Genomic DNA, 18,451 nt, shown 5'->3' with positions numbered 1-18,451 from the left:
CGTTTCCTTCTACTGCCACGCATAGTACGCCACCTTCCGCTCCTCGTCGAAGCACCAGCCAGGATCACCAGAGTGCTCCGCATAGAACGCATCCCACAGCTCCGGATTGGCAGAGAAGTCCACCGAGCCATAGGCGATGAGGTCCTCCTGGTGGGCATCCTGCACATCCGGGTTGAAGCCCGTCGTCCACCAGTTGGGCTGCCCTGGGTCATAGACGAAGATGACGTTGCCATCCTTGTCATACAGGTTCAGCGTCATGGAGAGGTTCGTGTCGGTGGCAGACTGCTGGTGGAAGCCGTTACCCCTGTAGATGCCGGACTCCGCCCCCGCCCCCAGGTTGAAGTAGTCACCCTTCCAGAGCCAGAGGGTGTAGTTGGTGCCATCAACAGTAAAACCGAACTTTTTTGGTCGAGCCGACGTGAGTTGCTTGAACGCATCATCATACAAATCATTGTAGCCAAAGGGCGCCTGCCAACAGTCTTGCCTGGCATGATAGACACCATACTCATCTCGGCTGAATGAGGCCAGATCGAGGGCCTGCTCGCCCAAGGGTGATTGCGTGAAGGCCGCAGCGACGTCACTGATGTCGTTCACGCCAAAGACAGCAGAAGGCATATTGCCCGCAGCGTAGATTCCCGCTGCAGCCCATGGAGAGAAGGGTGCGACCTTTGCAGCCACATCAGCGGCCGCATCCTTGAAGTCATACTCCCCTACCTCACGCAATCCATGCAAGGCGTTCGCGCACACACCAGATACGACCTGCCTGACAGGCTCCGAAACGTTATTCCATGCCTCATTGGCACCCTCAAAGACACTCTCTGTCACTGACTCAACCCCATCACAGACATCCTGCCATGTGGGCCAGAGGCCGTTGACATCCACGTACCCCAGCGGGGAGTTCCAGCAATAGCTATATTTGTTCAGCGTCTGCGGCACCCCACCCATGCTTGCATGCCGGTCACGCGACACAAATCGCCCCATCTGTGGACTGTATTCGCGCGCCTCTGCAAAGAGCGTGCCCGCTACGGGATCCAGCCCATAGGCCGCGAAGCCGATGCCCGAGAGCGCCGAGGGATCACCGCCCGTCACCTGGCCGAACTCGTCATAGCCAACGGCACCCACCGAACCACCATCCGCCGAGAGCGCTTCGAGCGGGCTTCCTAGCTCGTCGCACGCGAACCACTTTGTCCGGGAGTCCGAGAACGCGACGACGGGGGCGCCGTTCCACACCAGGGACTCGCACCCAGAGTCATCGCTCCTCTGCAAGAGGTTCCTGCCCACGCGCGACAGGTCGTGCACGTACCTTGTCGTCTGTGCACCCTCGGGATCACGCTCATCAACCAGGCTCTGCATGATGCGCTGGCCCAGACCGTCATAGGCGTACCGCACGGTGCGTGTGCCGTCCCCCTGGGAGGTCGCCCGTACGAGGCGGTTGGTGGCGTCATAGTCATAGCTGCGCTCGTCATGCCCGCCCCCAGAGACCACACGCAGGTTGCCGCGCCCGTCATACGAGAAGTCGGTCGTCCTGCCGTCCCTCGTCATGTGAAGCAGACGATCGGCCGCATCATAGACGTAGTCGGTATGTTCACCCAACTGCTCGTCCCATACACGGTTACCAAACGCGTCGTACCCATATGAGCGCAGGGGGCTGCCATCGCGATTGACCCCAACGAGGCGATTCAGGGCGTCATAGGCATAGGTAAGCTCGCCGTCGCCCTCGGGCAGGTTCCTGTGCCGTACGCTCCTGCGCACCTTGTTTCCCTCGGCGTCATAGCCAAGGCCCAGGTGCATGAGCTCGCCGATGGCATCGAGGTGCGCCATGGACGTCATGCGCCCCACGGCGTCGCGCGCATAGCGCGTCTCGAGGCCATCGGACGTGCAGGAACGCACGAGACGTGACAGGTTGTCGTACTCGTACGAGACCGAGCCGTGCCGTGCGCTCAGGCGCGTGAGCCTGCCCTGGTCGTCGTACTCGTATCCCACGCGTCCCCCATCGGGGTACACGAGGCCCGTCAGCTCTCCGGCCACATCCCGCTCGTAGCGCACCACGCTGCCGGAGCAGTCCTCCACCGAGACCATGCGCCCAACCGCGTCGCGCTCGATCGACGTGGAGCCACGCCAGTCCTCGACATCAATCAGCCGACCCAGCGTGTCATAGCCGAAGTCGACCGTCCGGCCGTCAGCATATCCGATGGTCTGCAATGCGCCCGTGGGCGTGTAGCCATACGAGGTCGCGTATCCGTCCGCGTCCATGACGCGGACGGGGTGCCCAAGCGCATCGTAGGCGTAGGACGTCTCGTTGCCCACGGCATCGGTTGACGTGATCACGCGCCCGAGCAGGTCATGCGTCAGGGACCATGACGCCCCCTCCTCCTGGCGCAGCCCTGTCAGGCGACCGCACCCGTCATAGGCGAACGACCAGGTGACGCCCCGCATGGTGCGCGTGCGGGCGAGGAGGCCGCCCGGCAGGTACTCATAGGCCTGTCGCATGCCATGCGGGTTGGTGATGGCGCTCACGTGCCCCATGGCGTCATAGTCGAGGAGCGTCCGTGCCCCCAGCTCGTCCGTGAGGGCGACGAGCTGCCCCACCTCATCGAACTCCGCCGTACGCCTATGGCCGACGGGGTCAACGACCTGCGCCACCTGCCGAAGCGATTGTAGGTGAGGTGCGTCACCGCATCGGAGCAGTCCCTCACCCGTATCACGCGTCCCAGGCCATCGTAATCGAAGTGGGCCTGCGCCCCGTTCTGATAGGTCACCTGCGTGCAGCGGTCATCCGCGTCGTACTCGTAGCGCACGGATCCCCCGAGCGCGTCCGTCACGCTCTCAAGCCGTCCAAACCGGTCGTACGCATAGGTGGTCGATGCCCCGAGCGGGTCGGTGACCCTGGCAAGCCGCCAGAGCCTGTCGTACTCGAAGGTGCAGGTCCCACCCTGCTTGTCCGTAGCGGTGCGCAGCAGGCCGAACGCGTCGTAGGAGCGCTTCAGGGAGAGCCCGTCGTAGTCGCGCATCTCGACCATGTTGCCACAGGCGTCATAGCGGTAGTGACGGCTGTCGCCCACCGCGTTGGTCACCCGGACGACCTTGCCGCGCGCGTCATACTCGTAGCGCGTGACGCCTCCGTCGGCGTTCGTCCGCGCCACCACCCTGCCCAGCTCGTCGTAGGCATAGTCGACCCTGATGCCGGGGTCTCCCTCGATGCGCGTGACGTTGCCCCGCGCGTCCCTCGTCAGCACCACGACGCTGCCGTCCGGCTGGGTCAGCCTGATGGGCCGTCCCGTCGCGTCGTACGAGAGCCTCACCGCCCTCCCCAGGGCGTCCTCGCGTACGGTGAGGTGACCCTGTCCGTCGAAGGTGTTCCGTACGAGCATCTTGCCGTCGAGCCTGACCTCCAGGGGACGGCCCATCTCGTTGCGTTCGAACGCAAGCGTCTGACCAGCAGCGTTGGTGATGGAGCGGACCCGACCGGCCCTGTCATACCGGAAGCGTGTCGTGTGCCCCAGCCTACTCGTGTGGGCGGTCTTGAGGTTGCGCCGGTCATACTCGAAGCGCTCCGTGCCGTCGGGACGGGTGTACGCGACCGTCCGGTACAGCCCATCGCTCTCGTAGCTGCTCTCGTGGCCCTCCTGGTCGACGAGCGTGAGCTCATGCCCCAACTCGTCGAAGCGATAGGTGATCTCGGCACCGTTGGCGAACGCCTGGCGCGCCACGCGTCCATGCTCGTCATACGCGTTCCTGAGGGTCACCTCGCCCCTTGGGTTCGTGAGGCTGGCCATCCTTCCCAGATGGTCATAGCCGTACCGCCTGGTGTGTCCCAGCTCGTCGGTAAGGGCCACGAGCAGGGCGCCCTCATGCTCCAGGCCAATGGATCTGCCCGTGGCGTCGCTGACGCGCACAAGGAGGCCTCCCTCATGGTGGAAGTCGAGCCGCTCGCCCGACACGCTCACGACGCGCTCGAGCAGACCGCTCTCGTCATAGGCAAGGTCGGCCCCGGATCCGTCCACGTCGACCATCCGCACGAGGGTGCCCTCGGCGTCAAAGAGGAACTCCGTTGCCAACGCATCGGTGTAGCTCCAACCGCCCTCCGCGCGAGGCGTGAGCGACCCCTCGACGGTGGCACCGACATACTGGCCGCCCTCGGGAAAGAAGAGGGCCTCGTGCCCATCCGCCATACGGACGCTCACCATGCCCGAGTCATGGCGCAGCACGTGCAGACCAAGGTTCTGGCTCCACCCCTTTCCTATCGTTGCGTCCCCCTCGTCCACCGAGTTGTAGAAGAGCGAGAACGAGAGCGGAAACAGGCCACCCATGCGCAGGAAGACGCGCTGGTGGATGAAGTTTCCCGTGGAGAGGTTGACGGGGTCGCCCCCGAAGAGAGCGCTGTCGTTGGTTCCCTTGAGCTCGTTGAGGACGTACTTGCGAACGGAGGCCGGTGCGTCCTTGTTGTCGAGGATGAGGTTGATGACCGACCGCCAGTACTTGCTCTGCATGTCCTGGCTGTTCCATGAGCCATCGGACACGTTGCTGAGGTCGTACGTGTGCGACTGGGGGTCATAGGCCACCTGGCCCAGCGCCTCGCCCGCCTCCTTCAGGCGGGACGCCTCGCCTTGGGATGCCGAGTAGATGGAGCCGTTGCCCGTATAGTCGTACAGAACCTTGAGCTTCCTCTGCAGCTCGGCCCTGGCCCCCTCATAGACTTGGGCAAGGTGCTCGATCGACTCGATCGACCGCTGGCTCGCGTCGGTCGACTGACCCGCGGCGGACTGCTCCCGCTGCAGGCTCTGCTGCTCCTGTTGCTGCTTATACAATCTGTCGATGAGCCCATCGTACAGGGATATATTTGCCTCGAGCTCCTCGGAGTCGAGCGTCTCCCCACCGAACGCATCAAGCGCCGCGATGTCCGAGTCGAGGTCTCCGACGAGGGTGTCGAGAAAGACGAACTGGCATTGGAGGGCGGGAAGCTTCACGCGCAAGAGGTAGGCTCGGGCGCTGTCATACGCCGCCCCCTGGGTCCTGGAATCCGACTTGACGACGTCGTACACCGCATCGATCTGTGCCTGGCAGGCATAGGCCTGCTGTCGCGCCTTGGTCTTGTCGGAGTCCAGGATGGACTGGAGCTGGGACGGGTCAACCCTCATGGTGGTCTCCGCTCGAATCGATGGCCCGTACATGGTTCTGGATTGGTCAGCATTATAGCAGAAACAGATGGCGCCCCTTATGGGAATCGGATGGAAGCCTCCCGGGTGTCGGATGCCGGAACCCCATGACCACATGCCCTACAGCGCACGGTGCACGAGGCATTCCTCGCCGACGTTGCCGCCACCCTCCAGCGCCCTTCCCATCCTGGAGCCAAACGCCGCGGCAAGGAACTGCTGGAAGAGCGTGCCCGCCATCACGGGAAAGAGGGCGTCTGCGGGCAGGCTGCCCACTGCGATGACGGCACCGGCGGAGATGTTCTTCATCGCACTCGCAAACGTCATGCTCACGAAGCGGTCGCGCGGCTGGTGGGTACCTCGCGCGAGCAGCAGGCCCAACAGGTACCCCAGCGTACAGAGCACGCCCGAGAACGCCAGGACCCCCACGAGCAGGGGCGTCAGATGCAGCATGAGTGACGAGATGCCCGTGGTGTTGGTGGTCACGATGAGCACGAGCAGGATGCGTGCGAGCGGTGCCAACGCGGGCGCAAGCGTGCGGGCTCCCCAGCCATGCGTGGCGTCATTGAGCGTCGTGCCTGCCACCGCGGGCACGGCGACGAGCACCGCGAGCTCGCGCACCATGCCCGCCACGTCAATCTGCACGGAGGTCCCCACCAGCAGCTGCATGGCAAGGGGGATGGTGACGGGACTGACGAGCGCCGAGAGCAGCACCGCCGAGAGGCCCAGCGAGATGTCGCCCCCGTACAGGCTGATCCAGAGGATGCTGGAGGTTGCCACCGGTACCGCATACTCCAGCGTGAGACCCGAGACGACAGCCGGGCTCGCGCCAAAGAGCGCATGCCCCACCCCAAACGCGATGAGTGGCATGCCCACGTGGGAGAACAGCAGGATGAGCACGAGCGGCAGCGGATGGGCAAACGTCTCGCGCACCCGCGCGACGCTGTTGCCCAGTGCCCCCTGGAACGCCATGACCATGAACAGGGGCCCCACGAGGGGACGCAACGGCACGAACCACTCGGGTCGAAGGATACCCAGCGCCAGGCAGCAGGGCATCACGATGATCATGTGGCGCGCAATGAGCGACCCCAGACGCCTCCATAGGTTCCCTGCCACCGCCATGTTCCTCCGTCCCTGAGCCACGCGGTACCAGATGTGCAATGCACCAGGTATCATAGGCATACATGCCCACCCGCCACCCGTCAGTCCAGAGGAGCTTCACATGTACCGCGTAATCGCCAGCGACATGGACGAGACCTTCCTGGACAGGGGCCACGCCATCCCCCCAGCCAACATCGATGCCATCGCACGCATGAGGGAGCAGGGGATGCTCTTTGTCCCGGCATCGGGCAGGCCGTACGACTCCATCCTCGCGTCCCTCGACGGCATGCCCCGCAACCTGCTTGAAGGCTCCTATGTCATCTCCTTCAACGGCGGCTGCATCACGCGGGTGGGTGACGATGATCCCATCGTCTCGGCCTCCCTGCCCTTTGCCAAGCTCAAGGCCCTCTTCGACTACGGCACCACGCTGGACGTGGGCATCCATGTCTACGAGCTCTCGGGCACGGTGCGCACCTGGAACATCGACGAGGAGGAGACGGCGTACCTGCGTGGCCACATGGACACCAGACCACTCGCAAAGCCCAGCGTCAGCCCCCTCGCAGCCAGCCCCTGCGCCAAGATCCTCTACTGTCTCCCCGGCGGGATCGACCGGCTGCGCGACATCCTGGCCACGATGCCAGCGGGACTCCTCGAGGGCATAGCACCCACCTTCTCGTCCGAGCGCTACCTGGAGTTCAACCCGGCGGGAGTGGACAAGGGAACGGGCCTCGCGCGCCTGGCAGACCTTGTGGGAGTCCCCCTGTCCGAGACGATAGCCTGCGGTGACGCCGACAACGACATCGCCATGCTCAGGGCAGCCGGCGTGGGCGTGGCCGTCGCCAACGCAAACGATGCCACAAGGGCGCAGGCGGACTACCGCGCCACGGCCACCTGTGACGACGGTGTCATCGCCGAGGTATGGGAGCACTTCTGTGCCAGCGCATGAGCCTCCTGCCCGTCACGCTTGTGGCTTGAATGAAGCGCACGCAAGGGGGTAAACTCCCACAGCGTAAGTAGGAATTACCTCATATGCCGCTCTCCCGGGGGCGGCTCGCTGCCTTGTGGAAAGGGGCATCATGTCCGAAAAGCTGCTCGATGTGACGGGGCTCTCGGCAGGAACCGAGACCAAGCCCATCCTTCACGACATCAACCTCGGCGTTGGCGCGGGCGAGACCCACGTGCTCATGGGCCCCAACGGCGCCGGCAAGTCCACGCTCGGCCATGTGATCATGGGTGACCCCATCTACAAGGTCTCATCCGGCACCATCACCTTTGGTGGCGAGGACATCACGGACCTCTCTGCCGACAAGCGCTCGCTCGCGGGCGTCTTCCTCTCCTACCAGGCACCCGTGGAGGTGCCGGGCGTGCCGCTGTACAGCTTCCTGCGCACCATCACCCAAATGCGCCCCGAGCTCAAGACGGGTGCCCGCACGTTCCGCAAGCGCATCGCAGAGATCTCGGAGCAGCTGGACATTCCGGAGAGCTTCCTCACCCGCGAGCTCAACGTGGGCTTCTCCGGGGGCGAGAAGAAGAAGGTCGAGATGCTGCAGCTCCTGCTGCTCAAGCCTCGTCTCGCCATCCTCGACGAGACCGACTCCGGCCTGGACGTGGATGCGCTCTCCGTGGTGTCCCACGGCATCGAGGCCTATCGCCGCACGTGCGATGGCGCACTGCTCATGATCACGCACAACACGCGCATCCTCGAGAGGCTCGACGTCGATCGCACGCACGTGATGGTGAAGGGCCGCCTGGTGGCCGATGGCCCGGCCTCCCTCATCGGTGACATCGACGTCAACGGCTTCGCCCGCTTCGAGGGCGAAGAGGCCCAGGCCGAGGAGGCCGAGGCATAGCCATGAGCGACATCATCCAAAGGCCCGAGCTCGACGAGAAGGGCCGTACCAAGGTGACCGACGTCGACCGCTCGCTTTACGACTTCAGGATGTCCGAGGAAGGCTACGAGCGCTACGCCGACGGCCTCACCCCTGACATCGTGCGCTCCATCAGCCACAAGAAGGACGAGCCCCAGTGGATGCTCGACCTGCGCCTGAAGGCCCTCGAGGTGTATCACGACCGCGCCATGGCAACCAACTGGGGGCCCGACATCTCGGGCCTGGACATGGACCACATCTCCACCTACGTGAGCGCCGGCACGAAGCAGGCGCGCGACTGGGACGACGTTCCCAAGGACATCAAGGACACCTTCGAGCGGCTGGGCATCCCCGAGGCGGAGCGTGAGAGCCTCGCCGGCGTGGGCGCCCAGTATGACTCAGAGATCGTCTACCACAACATGCGCGAGGAGGTCGCCAAGTCGGGCGTCATCTACACCACGATCGAGGACGCCCTGCACGATCCTGAGTGGGAGCCCGTCGTGAGGGAGTACTTCGGCACGCTCATCCCCCTGTGTGACCACAAGTTCGCCGCGCTGCACTATGCCGTGTGGTCCGGTGGCTCCTTCGTGTACGTGCCCGCCGGCGTGCGCGTGGACTACCCGCTGCAGAGCTACTTCCGCCTCAATGCCTCCGGCGCGGGGCAGTTCGAGCACACGCTCATCGTCGTGGAGGAGGGCGCCGACCTCCACTTCATCGAGGGGTGCTCTGCGCCCAAGTACTATGAGGCGAACCTCCACGCCGGTGCGGTGGAACTCTTCGTGAGGGACGGCGCGCGCCTGCGCTACTCCACGATCGAGAACTGGTCCAAGAACATGTACAACCTCAACACCAAGCGTGCCAAGGTGGGCGCCGGGGCCAAGATGGAGTGGGTCTCCGGCTCGTTTGGCAGCCACGTGAGCTACCTCTACCCCACCACCATCCTCGAGGGAGCCAACTCCACCTGCGAGTTCACGGGCATCACGTTCGCCGGCGCCACGCAGGACCTGGACACCGGCTGCAAGGTCATCCTCAATGGTGCCAACACCACCGCCTCCGTGGACACCAAGTCCATCTCCAAGGACGGCGGTCTCAACACCTTCAGGAGTTCCGTCGTGGTGGGGCGCCATGCGGACAACGCGCGCGCAACGGTCAGCTGCCAGTCGCTCATGCTGGATGACATCAGCCGCTCCGACACCATACCTGCCATGGATGTGCGCAACAGCACGGCCTCGGTGGGTCATGAGGCCACCATCGGCCGCATCTCGGACGACACGATCCTCTACCTCATGAGCCGCGGCTGCTCCGAGGCCGAGGCGCGCTCCATGGTGGTCAACGGCTTTGCCAACCCCGTCTCGAAGGAGCTGCCGCTCGAGTACGCCGTCGAGATGAACAACCTGATCAAGCTCGAGATGGAAGGGGCGATCGGCTGATGGACACCGCCTATGCCACGCTCGAACGCGTCAACACCCCACCGGCACAGACCTGGAACTACCTCAAGATCGACGAGGCCACGCTCAGGCTGCCCGTCCCCACGAGCACGGGAGAGGTGCCCGCGCGCCTGCCCCAGCTCTTTGGCACGGTGGAGGACGGCATTGGGCCCGAGGCCACACAGTGGGTGGAGCGCTCCGCCGGTGACTCCCACTACATCGAGGTCCCTCGCAACGCCGTGCGCGAGCGTCCCATCGTCCTGGAGGCCGAAGCCGCCAGGGGTGCCGTGCGCGACACGGGCGTCATGCTGCGCGAGGGCTCTGAGGCCACCGTCGTGCTCGTGAGCCGTGGCACGAACGACGCCGAGACCACCTCTGCCAACCTGGCGCGCATCGTGTGCGAGGGCAACGTCAGGCTCACGGTGGTGGAGATCGTCGCCCTCGGGGAGGGCGGCACGCACCTCGAGGGGCTCGGCATCGCAGCCGGCGCGCACACCACCGTCAAGCTTCGTCAGTATGCCCTCGGTGGCCGCAACGTCGCCCTGGGGCTCGGCGTGAGCCTCCTGGGGGACGGTGCCCGTCTCGAGCTGGAGACCCGCTACTTTGCCAGGGGGCAGGAGCGCCTCGACGTCAACCACGTCGTGCGCCAGCGTGGCCATGACACCCGCGCCGACCTGCATGCACGTGGCCTCTTGGACGACGGCGCCCACAAGACCATGCGCGAGACCATCGACCTCGCCCACGGCGCCAAGGGCTCCCGGGGCAACGAGACCGAGACCGTGCTCGTCCTTGGTGACGACGTGGTCAACAAGACCCTGCCCATCATCCTCTGCGACGAGGACGACGTCCAGGGCAACCACGGCGCCTCCATCGGTTCGGTTGGCCCCGAGCAGCTGGGTTACCTTGCCAACCGCGGCCTTGCCGAGGACGAGGCGTATGCCCTGCATGCGCGCGCCATCTTCGACGATGCCGTCATTCACGCGCGCTGCGACACGGGACGCGACGCCGTGCTCACCCGTGCCCGAGCGGTGCTCGGCGACGAGATCGCCGGCGACCTCGCGGAGGCGTTGGAGCTCTAACGATCATCATATTTCCCGTACGACAGGGGGCCGCTCACGCCGCGAGTGACCCCCTGTGTCCCATGAATGATGTTCCTAACGCAGCGCACGGGTGGCATTGAGGACGGCGAGCACCATCACGCCCACGTCGGCAAAGACGGCAAGCCACATGGGGGCAAGGCCGAACGTCGCCAACACCAGCACGACGATCTTGACGCCGATGGCGAACCAGGTGTTCTCGCGGGCTATCCTCAACGTACGGTGGGCGCGCCGTATGGCCGCGGCAATCTTGGACGGCCTGTCATCCATGAGCACCACGTCTGCCGCATCGATGGCGGCATCGGATCCCATGGCGCCCATGGCGATGCCCACGTCGGAGCGTGCCAGCACGGGCGCGTCGTTGATGCCGTCGCCCACGAAGGCGAGCCTGTGGCGGGCATCCTCCTCCGTGAGCAGACGCTCCACGGCGGCCACCTTGCCCTCGGGCAGAAGCTCGGAGAGGCAGGTGGCGATGCCCAGTCGCCTGGCCACGTCATCCGCGACCTCATGGCGGTCACCCGTGAGCATGACCGTGCGCCTCACGCCCGCGGCCGCGAGGTCGCGGATGGCGGAGGCGGCATCGTCCTTGACCTCGTCCGCAATGAGGATGTGTCCCGCATAGGCGCCGTCGATGGACACGTGGATGACGGTACCCACACGCTCGCACTGATGCCATCGCGCGCCCTCGGCCTCCATGAGCGCGCCGGTGCCCACGGCAACGCGCCTGCCGTTCACCGTGGCCACGATGCCCCTGCCCGCGCTCTCCTGCACGTCACTGACCGTACAGTCGTCATCCACGTCCGGGTAGGCGGCGCGCAGGGCGTCCGCGATGGGGTGCGTGGAGAAATGCTCCACATGGGCAGCCAGGTGGAGCAGGTGTAGGCGCTCGGCCTCGCTGCCCCCGGTCTCGAGCCCCGCCATGCATGTGGGGTGTACGGCACGCACGTCAAACACGCCACGTGTGAGGGTGCCGGTCTTGTCGAAGACGACGGTGTCCGTCCGTGCGAGGGCCTCCAGGTAGTTGGAGCCCTTGATCAGGATGCCGTGACGCGACGCGCCGCCAATGCCGCCAAAGAACGTGAGCGGCACGCTGATGACGAGTGCGCAGGGGCACGAGACCACGAGGAACGTGAGGGCACGGTTGAGCCATGTGGGGAAGCTGGCCAGGTAGTCGCCCGTAAAGAGGGGTGGGACAAACGCAGCCACGAGGGCAAGCAGCACGACGACAGGCGTATAGACGTGCGCAAATCGCGTGATGAAGCCCTCGGACGTGCTCTTGTGCTCACTCGCGTTCTGCACGAGGTCGAGGATCCTGTTGGCCGTGGAGTCGCCAAAGGGCTTCTCCACACGCACGCGCAGCACACCGGAGACGTTCACGCATCCGCTCGCGACGCCCTCGCCTACCGTCACGTCACGCGGGACGGACTCGCCCGTGAGCGCGACGGTGTTGAGGCTGGACGTGCCTTCGACCACCTGCCCGTCCAGGGGCACGCGCTCGCCCGGGCGGACGACCACCACGTCACCAACCCGGACCTCCTCGGGCCTCACGACCACGACGGAACCGTCGCGCTCGAGGTTGGCGCTGTCCGGGCGGATCTCCATGAGGTGTGCGATGGAACGGGTGCTGTTGCCCTCGGCAAGCTCCTCGATGAGCTCTCCCACCTGGAAGAACAGCATCACGAACACGGCCTCGGCGAACTCGGGCTCGGAGCCCGGGAGAAAGCCGATGCACAGCGCGCCCATGGTGGCGAGCGACATGAGCAGGTCCTCGTCGAAGGGATCGCCCTCGCATATGCCCTCCCAGGCCTCCTGGAGCACGTCGTAGCCCACCACCAGGTACGGGATGGCGAACAGCAGCAGGCTGCCCCAGAGCGGCAGCGCGACCAGCCTCGTGAGTGCGACTGCGGCCACCAGCAGGACGGCCGCCACGATGATGCGTGCCAGGAGCGCGCGGCTCTCCCTCTCGTCCATCGCTTCCCCTCTCTGGCGCAGGCCTCGCCGTGTCTTGGGTGCAGCCCGCCCACCTGCGTCGTGGGCGCGACCGCTTTTTCTCTTTATATGAGTAAGTGCTCATATACTCAATCATAAGGGAGCGAGATGAGCTGTCAAGTGGTCAGCGGCCGAGCGGACCTCCCATCCGATTGTCCTTGAGGGAACGAAATGGCCCCAAGTGCGTGCTCGAGCGTGTGCTTACGGTGCATCGACGGCGCCCACGGATGACAAAAGCCCAGGATTGAGATTCGTAAAGGCGTCAAATGGCTCTCGATTCCTCGATGAGTCCGCCCTGCGCCTTGATGTCGGCACGCACTTGGGGCCATTTCGTTCCTTTGCCGCCATCGCGTGGCTACAACGACGTCACGATATTGCGGTTGATTGCCAAAGCTAGTGCAACTTTGGCGGGCTTAGCGCATCCGCCAGAGCAACTGCAGGTCGCGAGGGGTTCCCGAGGGCTTGCCACTTGCATGTTTGGCGGAGTAAGCGTAGGGAACCGACCAAATGGCACATGGCCACTGCATGGCTCACGGTGATTGCGCCAGCCTGTGTCAGACTTAGCGCGGCCCTCCGCCTTGCCCCGTCCCTGTCCGTGCCCGCGACCTCCGTCCCGCGTGGCTTACTCTCTGGCTAGCCGTTGGTGCTGTCGTGCTCCTTCCTGAGTCGTTCGACGAGCTCCGGCCGCATCTCGACCTCGTCTGGCGGGACGGGGGCAAGGCCGAGGCCTTCGAGAAGCGACGCCGGCAGCGCCGCCCTCGCGAGGGCCATCGGCGAGGCGTCGCCGACGGCCAGCCTGAGGCTGGAGTCCACGTTGGGGCAGATGCCGGCAAGGGCTCACGCATCGAGCCCAAGCCCGTCGATCGAGGTACCCTTCGGGATTACCTTCCTGAGCTCGACGTGGTTCTTCTCGCAGGCTCCCTTCTGGCCAGAGCGCTGGGGGTCGGCGTAGAAGGCGCGGCAGCGCCCGCCCCGCTCGATGCCGCCCACGTCGTCGAACTCGCTGCCCCGGTCGGTCAGGATGAGCCCGAAGGCCCTGCGGAAGGCCTCGGGTCCGCCCAAGGGGCCCTCCAGCCAGCCCGGGGCCGCCACGACGTGGGCGCAGCCGTGCCCCTTGAGCAGGATGTAGATCTGGGATCTGATCTGGACGAAGCGGGGCGTGAGCAGGGCCTGGGAGTCTCCCTCGGCACCCTCCACGCAGTCCATCTCGACCGTGCGCATGCGTTGCACCTCGGGAAGGGCGAGGTAGTCCGCGTACTCGCGGCCCCGGTAGAACTCCTTCTCGTGGCGGTTGGCCTTCCTCCTGTAGCGCCTCTTGTATCTGGCCTTCTTGCGCGGGCCCATCTCGGCCACGTCGATGCCCTCGTTCTCGACGTGGCGGCAGGAGGAGCGCTCGGAGCAGGGGAGGTCGTCCCTCAAGGCGAAGACGTGATGGACCGACTGGCCCCTCGCCAGCCCCGCCTTGACCTCCTGGGCCAGGAACGCCATCTCGCGGCCGGTCATGTCCAGCCCCCGCCTCGGCTCGACGAGGCGCTCGTCGGCCTTGGCCTGTGCCACCCTGGCCGAGTGGGTGAAGTGCCCCAGGGGGCAGGTCGGGCGCCTGCCGCAGCCGTTGCAGACCCAGGGCGCCCGGTGCGTACGAGCACACCACTGGCGCTCGTAGCCCGCGCATCTCCCTTCGCGCAGGAGAGGCACCTCCTCCTGCAGTCGGGGTCGCACATCCCTCGCCTTCCGCAGGTCTTGCGCCGGGCGCAGTCGTTCCTGAGGAAGCCGTTGCGGTTCCTTCCCTGGGCGCAGCGGTTGCGCCTGAGCTCCCGGGAGATGCTCGTCGTGTCGACACCGAACCTCTCCGCCATCCGGGCGAGGCTCCTGCCCTCGACGGCCCCGTTCTCGATCTCCCTGCGCGTCTCGAGGGTGAGGTGGACGTGATGCCTTGCTGTCGCCATGGTCTCACCGCCTTTCTGGGCGGCGTGCAGAGCAGGGACCAACAGCTTGGGGCGCAATCCGTTCCCAGGTGCGGATCCCTCGACGTCAAGGCGACTTCACGAGGTCGTCCGCCAGTATCGAGACCCTATGACAGACCTGCTGCAGGCTTTCCTGCACCAGCTTTGGCAATCAACGATTCAAGACAAAAGATGGAAGGCGATACTCTCATATAAAGAGGTAAAGGGTTTGCATCACTGAACAAAATATGTTATATATAGTCCACCTAAAGAAAGATTCCGTAATGGGTGCCTTGCTCTATATTGTTTACAGGGCGATACAACGTCTCCGATGTTTTGTGTGACCGTGTGATTCTCCCAATCCATCCGGGAGGCTGACATGATTTCCAACCGCGTTCGCCACATAGGGCCCATCTTCCTTTCCCTGTGCTTTGTTACGCTTGCACTCATCCTGCTGCCCCATCCTGCATTTGCGGCAGAGTTGTCCTAGCATAAGATAGATATGCGATTCCAGCAAATCGGTCAGACATACTCCCCTGGTGAGGAACTCTCCGAACAGGATGCAGCCTTTGTTAGACGGTATGCCACGCGCCCGGAAGCGACTCCCAATCCAGGCACCCGTGCAAGCAGTGGATCAAAGAATGTTAATGCAAGCCGAACCATGTACGGTGTTACCGCCAAGTTGAGCGGGAACGTTTGGCATAGTGGCACGTTCACGTACCAATGGGGAGCAACCCTTACCGGCAGAATACTGTCAGGATCAACCCCAAGGAGCATGACTGCATCTGCCAAGGTCCAGGCTTATGGAGCAACCACCTCTGGTGGACTTAGCCTTGCATACACACGTACACTCAGCAACACCTCATACAATTCCCGCACCGTCCAGATGAGTAAGAGCGACTCTTACGCTGGACTGGTTGTCGCATACTATGTCACCTCCCAACTTGACGTCACCACCTCATCCGGAAGCTCCTTTACCGTTCAAAGTAACTGGTAAATGCTGCGATTTCCCTCGCGGTATGCGCCATTTTCCGGAGGAGGCATCATGCGCTGGCTCAAGGCTTCGCTCCCACTGGCTGTCGCCGTCATGATCCACTGCTGGGCCCTTGGGACAGATGAGTTTGGGGGCCATTCACTCATTCACGATCAACTGACTTTTGTTTCGTGGAATGGATCGGCGCTTGCCTTGCCCTTCTGCGAGTTCATGCAGCGCCTCATCTGTGCGTACCTCTTCTTCGTCGTTCTGGTTGTGTTAAAAGAGCTTCCCCTGCCGCGACGCCTGCTGGCAGCAGCTGCAACCACATGGCTCTTTATAATGGTGGGAACCATGTTCTCTGGCCTTCTTTCACTACCAGGAACGCCGGCCGTCGTATGGTTTATCGCCCTATTCATAGAGCTAGGCTTCCTCCTCGTTCTTGTCTTGACGTACCGGCGCGAGATTGCGAGTGCCAGCTAGGCCCAAGGCGATTATGTGTTGAAACCTGGCCACCTGCCCAGCGGGCGGCTAGGTTCGTTAGGTAAAGAACACATGATGTGGGGTAGAGGGAACTCGTGTTCAAAGGCCATCCGAACGCCCATGGAAAAATGATTGACGGCGGGGCGAAGGGGTAAAATCCTACCCCGTAAGTAGAGATTATGTTCCACGGTGTTCCGTGGGTAAGGAGCATGTGCCCCATGCTGACCGAGACTCAGCTCTCCCTGATCGAGGACAACCCCCATAGGCAGGACTTCCCGCTGCTCGCGTCCAACGAGCGGCTCGTGTTCCTCGACAGCGCCGCCACCTCGCAGCGCCCCACCACGGTGCTGGACGCACAGCGCCGCTTCTATGAGACCATGAACGCAAATCCCCTGCGTGGCCTCTACAGGCTCTCCGTCAATGCCACCTCGGCAATCGACAAGGCCCGTGCGCATGTCGCACGCTTCATCGGCGCGCTCGACGAGCAGGGACGCCCTCAGGCCCACCAGATCGTGTTCACCCGCAACACGAGCGAATCCCTCAACCTGGTGGCAAGCTCGCTGGGCCGCACCGTACTGGGGCCCGGCGACGAGGTGGTCATCTCCATCATGGAGCACCACTCCAACCTCATCCCCTGGCAGCAGGTGTGCGCCGCCACGGGTGCCAGGCTCGTGTACCTGCGCCTGGATGATGACTATCGCATCACGCCCGAGGAGCTTGGGGCCAAGATTGGCCCGAGGACAAAGATCGTCTCCGTCACGCAGATATCCAACGTGCTCGGCATAGAGAACGACGTCGCCGCCATCGCGGCCCGTGCGCACGAGGTGGGTGCCTACCTGGTGGTCGACGGCGCACAGAGCGCCCCTCACATCGCCGTCGACGTGCGTAAGCTGGGATGCGACCTCTTTGCCTTCAGCGCGCACAAGATGATGGGCCCCATGGGCATTGGCGCGCTCTGGGGCACGGCAGAGGTACTGGACAGGATGCCGCCCTTCCTCACCGGCGGTGAGATGATCGATGCCGTCACCGAGACCGATGCCGTGTGGGCGCCGGTACCCCAGAAGTTCGAGGCGGGCACGCAGGACGCAGCGGGCATCTATGCCTTTGACGCCGCGCTCTCCTACCTCGAGAGTCTGGGCATGGAGCAGGTCGAGCGGCGCGAGCGCGCACTCGCCGCCTACCTCACCGAACAGCTGGCAGCGCTCGACTTCGTTCGGGTGATTGGCCCTGTGGACGGCAGCCGCCATGTGGGTGCCGTCGCATTCAACCTTAGCCACATCCACCCTCACGATGTCGCGTCCATCCTGGATGGCTTTGACATCTGCATCCGTGCCGGTCATCACTGTGCGCAGCCCCTGCTCTCCTACCTGAACGTTCAGATGGGCAGCACCTGCCGCGCCAGTGTGGCCCTCTATAATGACAAGCACGACATTGACCGCCTCGTTGGCGGGCTCGAGCAGGTTTGGACGGTGTTCAGCAATGGATAACAGGGAGCGCGCCGCGGGTGTGACCGGTCTCTACAATGCCGAGTTCATGGACCACGTGCAGCATCCAGACTACAAGTATCCCATGGAGGACGCCACCTGCAGCCATGAGGGCGTGAACCCCTCCTGTGGCGACGAGCTCACGTTCTACGTACGCATGGCGGATGACGGAACCATCGACGAGGCCTCCTACCAGGGCCATGGCTGTGCCATCAGCCAGGCGTCCGCAGACATGATGAGCGATCTCATGGTGGGCAAGACTCCCGAGGAGGCCATAGAGCTCTGCAGGCTCTTCGGGCGCATGGTACGAGGCGAGGAGACCGACGAGGACCTCTTGGACGACCGGCTCGAGGACGCTGCCATGCTGCGCGACATCTCCCATATGCCCGCACGCGTGAAATGCGCCGAGCTGGCATGGCACACCCTTGAGGAGATGCTCGAAGATGGCGGCACAAGCGAGAGGGTCATGGAGGCCTAGCCATGGCCGGCATGTTCTCCACAAAGGGACGCTATGCCCTGCGCATCATGAGCGACCTTGCGACGCACCCAGGCTGGGTATCGCTCGGGGACGTCTCGAAGCGGCAGGGCATCTCGCGCAAGTACCTCGAACAGGTGGTCTCGCTGCTGCATAGGGCAAAGCTCGTGGAAAGCGCACGCGGCAAGGGCGGCGGCTATCGTCTGACACGCAGGCCCGAGGAGTACACTCTGGGACAGATCTTGCGCGCCGCCGAGGGTTCGCTTGCTCCCGTGGCGTGCCTGGATTGCACCAATGACGAGATATGCCCACAGGTGACCACCTGTCTCACCGTGGGCATGTGGCGCGATCTGGGCGCGATGACCGCAGAGTTCTTGGACAGCCGAACACTTGCCGACATCACACGGCCGCAGAGCGAAGGTGACTGACGCGTGGTGGGTCAGTCGCCTTCGTAGAGC

Annotated in this window: 15 protein-coding genes; 8 read left to right on the top strand and 7 right to left on the bottom strand. The window is 64.2% G+C overall.

All coding sequences use genetic code 11. From position 1 onward, the window contains the following. Positions 1–9 precede the first annotated feature (9 nt). The 3 genes from HMPREF1316_RS15090 to HMPREF1316_RS07690 form a co-directional block, all read right to left on the bottom strand. Positions 10–1,353: an RHS repeat-associated core domain-containing protein gene (locus HMPREF1316_RS15090; RefSeq protein WP_415752644.1), complete on the bottom strand. Its 1,344-nt coding sequence runs from the start codon at positions 1,351–1,353 to the stop codon at positions 10–12. Positions 1,354–2,513: 1,160 nt separating this feature from the next. Continuing rightward, positions 2,514–5,138, bottom strand: a complete 2,625-nt coding sequence (locus tag HMPREF1316_RS07695; protein ID WP_021726419.1) for a DUF6531 domain-containing protein — start codon at positions 5,136–5,138, stop codon at positions 2,514–2,516. Between the two features lie 138 nt (positions 5,139–5,276). After that, the gene (locus tag HMPREF1316_RS07690; protein ID WP_051332964.1) at positions 5,277–6,275 is read right to left on the bottom strand and encodes a bile acid:sodium symporter family protein; all 999 of its coding nucleotides are present in this window, start codon (positions 6,273–6,275) and stop codon (positions 5,277–5,279) included. A gap of 100 nt (positions 6,276–6,375) precedes the next feature. Between HMPREF1316_RS07690 and HMPREF1316_RS07685 the strand changes: the two genes are divergently transcribed. The 4 genes from HMPREF1316_RS07685 (at position 6,376) to HMPREF1316_RS07670 (ending at position 10,628) form a co-directional block, all read left to right on the top strand. Next, positions 6,376–7,200 (top strand): Cof-type HAD-IIB family hydrolase, encoded by an 825-nt coding sequence (locus tag HMPREF1316_RS07685; RefSeq protein WP_021726404.1) that lies wholly within the window; start codon positions 6,376–6,378, stop codon positions 7,198–7,200. A gap of 130 nt (positions 7,201–7,330) precedes the next feature. Next, positions 7,331–8,104 carry a Fe-S cluster assembly ATPase SufC gene (gene sufC / locus HMPREF1316_RS07680; RefSeq protein WP_021726389.1) on the top strand — a complete coding sequence of 258 codons (774 nt, stop codon included), beginning with the start codon at positions 7,331–7,333 and terminating at the stop codon, positions 8,102–8,104. 2 nt (positions 8,105–8,106) lie between these two features. Then, on the top strand, positions 8,107–9,552 hold the full coding sequence (sufB, locus tag HMPREF1316_RS07675; RefSeq protein ID WP_021726392.1) for a Fe-S cluster assembly protein SufB: 1,446 nt from the start codon (positions 8,107–8,109) through the stop codon (positions 9,550–9,552). Beyond that, positions 9,552–10,628: a SufB/SufD family protein gene (locus tag HMPREF1316_RS07670; protein WP_021726381.1), complete on the top strand. Its 1,077-nt coding sequence runs from the start codon at positions 9,552–9,554 to the stop codon at positions 10,626–10,628. Before sufB ends, HMPREF1316_RS07670 begins: the two co-directional genes overlap by 1 nt. Before the next feature lie 75 nt (positions 10,629–10,703). Here HMPREF1316_RS07670 and HMPREF1316_RS07665 read toward each other — a convergent pair whose 3' ends face one another. The 4 genes from HMPREF1316_RS07665 to HMPREF1316_RS15085 all read right to left on the bottom strand — a co-directional run bounded on the left by HMPREF1316_RS07665 (position 10,704) and on the right by HMPREF1316_RS15085 (position 14,581). Further along, positions 10,704–12,617, bottom strand: coding sequence for a heavy metal translocating P-type ATPase (locus tag HMPREF1316_RS07665; RefSeq protein WP_021726400.1), 1,914 nt, complete (start codon positions 12,615–12,617; stop codon positions 10,704–10,706). A 651-nt stretch (positions 12,618–13,268) separates the two neighbouring features. Then, positions 13,269–13,448: a hypothetical protein gene (locus tag HMPREF1316_RS07660; RefSeq protein ID WP_040651850.1), complete on the bottom strand. Its 180-nt coding sequence runs from the start codon at positions 13,446–13,448 to the stop codon at positions 13,269–13,271. A gap of 24 nt (positions 13,449–13,472) precedes the next feature. After that, on the bottom strand, positions 13,473–14,192 hold the full coding sequence (locus HMPREF1316_RS07655) for a hypothetical protein (RefSeq protein WP_198009618.1): 720 nt from the start codon (positions 14,190–14,192) through the stop codon (positions 13,473–13,475). After that, the gene (locus tag HMPREF1316_RS15085) at positions 14,135–14,581 is read right to left on the bottom strand and encodes a helix-turn-helix domain-containing protein (protein WP_156901030.1); all 447 of its coding nucleotides are present in this window, start codon (positions 14,579–14,581) and stop codon (positions 14,135–14,137) included. Before HMPREF1316_RS15085 ends, HMPREF1316_RS07655 begins: the two co-directional genes overlap by 58 nt. 1,042 nt (positions 14,582–15,623) lie before the next feature. Here HMPREF1316_RS15085 and HMPREF1316_RS07650 point away from each other — a divergent pair. From HMPREF1316_RS07650 to HMPREF1316_RS07635, 4 genes are all read left to right on the top strand, one after another. Further along, complete coding sequence (locus tag HMPREF1316_RS07650) at positions 15,624–16,034, top strand: hypothetical protein (RefSeq protein WP_021726379.1); 411 nt, start codon at positions 15,624–15,626, stop codon at positions 16,032–16,034. Between the two features lie 218 nt (positions 16,035–16,252). Beyond that, positions 16,253–17,521 (top strand): aminotransferase class V-fold PLP-dependent enzyme, encoded by a 1,269-nt coding sequence (locus tag HMPREF1316_RS07645; protein WP_021726382.1) that lies wholly within the window; start codon positions 16,253–16,255, stop codon positions 17,519–17,521. Next, positions 17,514–17,996, top strand: coding sequence for a Fe-S cluster assembly sulfur transfer protein SufU (sufU, locus tag HMPREF1316_RS07640; RefSeq protein ID WP_040651844.1), 483 nt, complete (start codon positions 17,514–17,516; stop codon positions 17,994–17,996). Before HMPREF1316_RS07645 ends, sufU begins: the two co-directional genes overlap by 8 nt. A 2-nt stretch (positions 17,997–17,998) precedes the next feature. Continuing rightward, a complete protein-coding gene (locus HMPREF1316_RS07635) occupies positions 17,999–18,421 on the top strand; it encodes an RrF2 family transcriptional regulator (RefSeq protein WP_021726421.1) in 423 nt (140 codons plus the stop codon). Positions 18,422–18,451: the final 30 nt, after the last annotated feature.

It is taken from the genome of Olsenella profusa F0195 (assembly GCF_000468755.1).
Lineage (GTDB): Bacteria > Actinomycetota > Coriobacteriia > Coriobacteriales > Atopobiaceae > Olsenella_F > Olsenella_F profusa.
The sequence above is the reverse complement of the archived record's forward strand: the minus strand, read 5'-3'. Positions and strand labels throughout refer to the sequence as shown.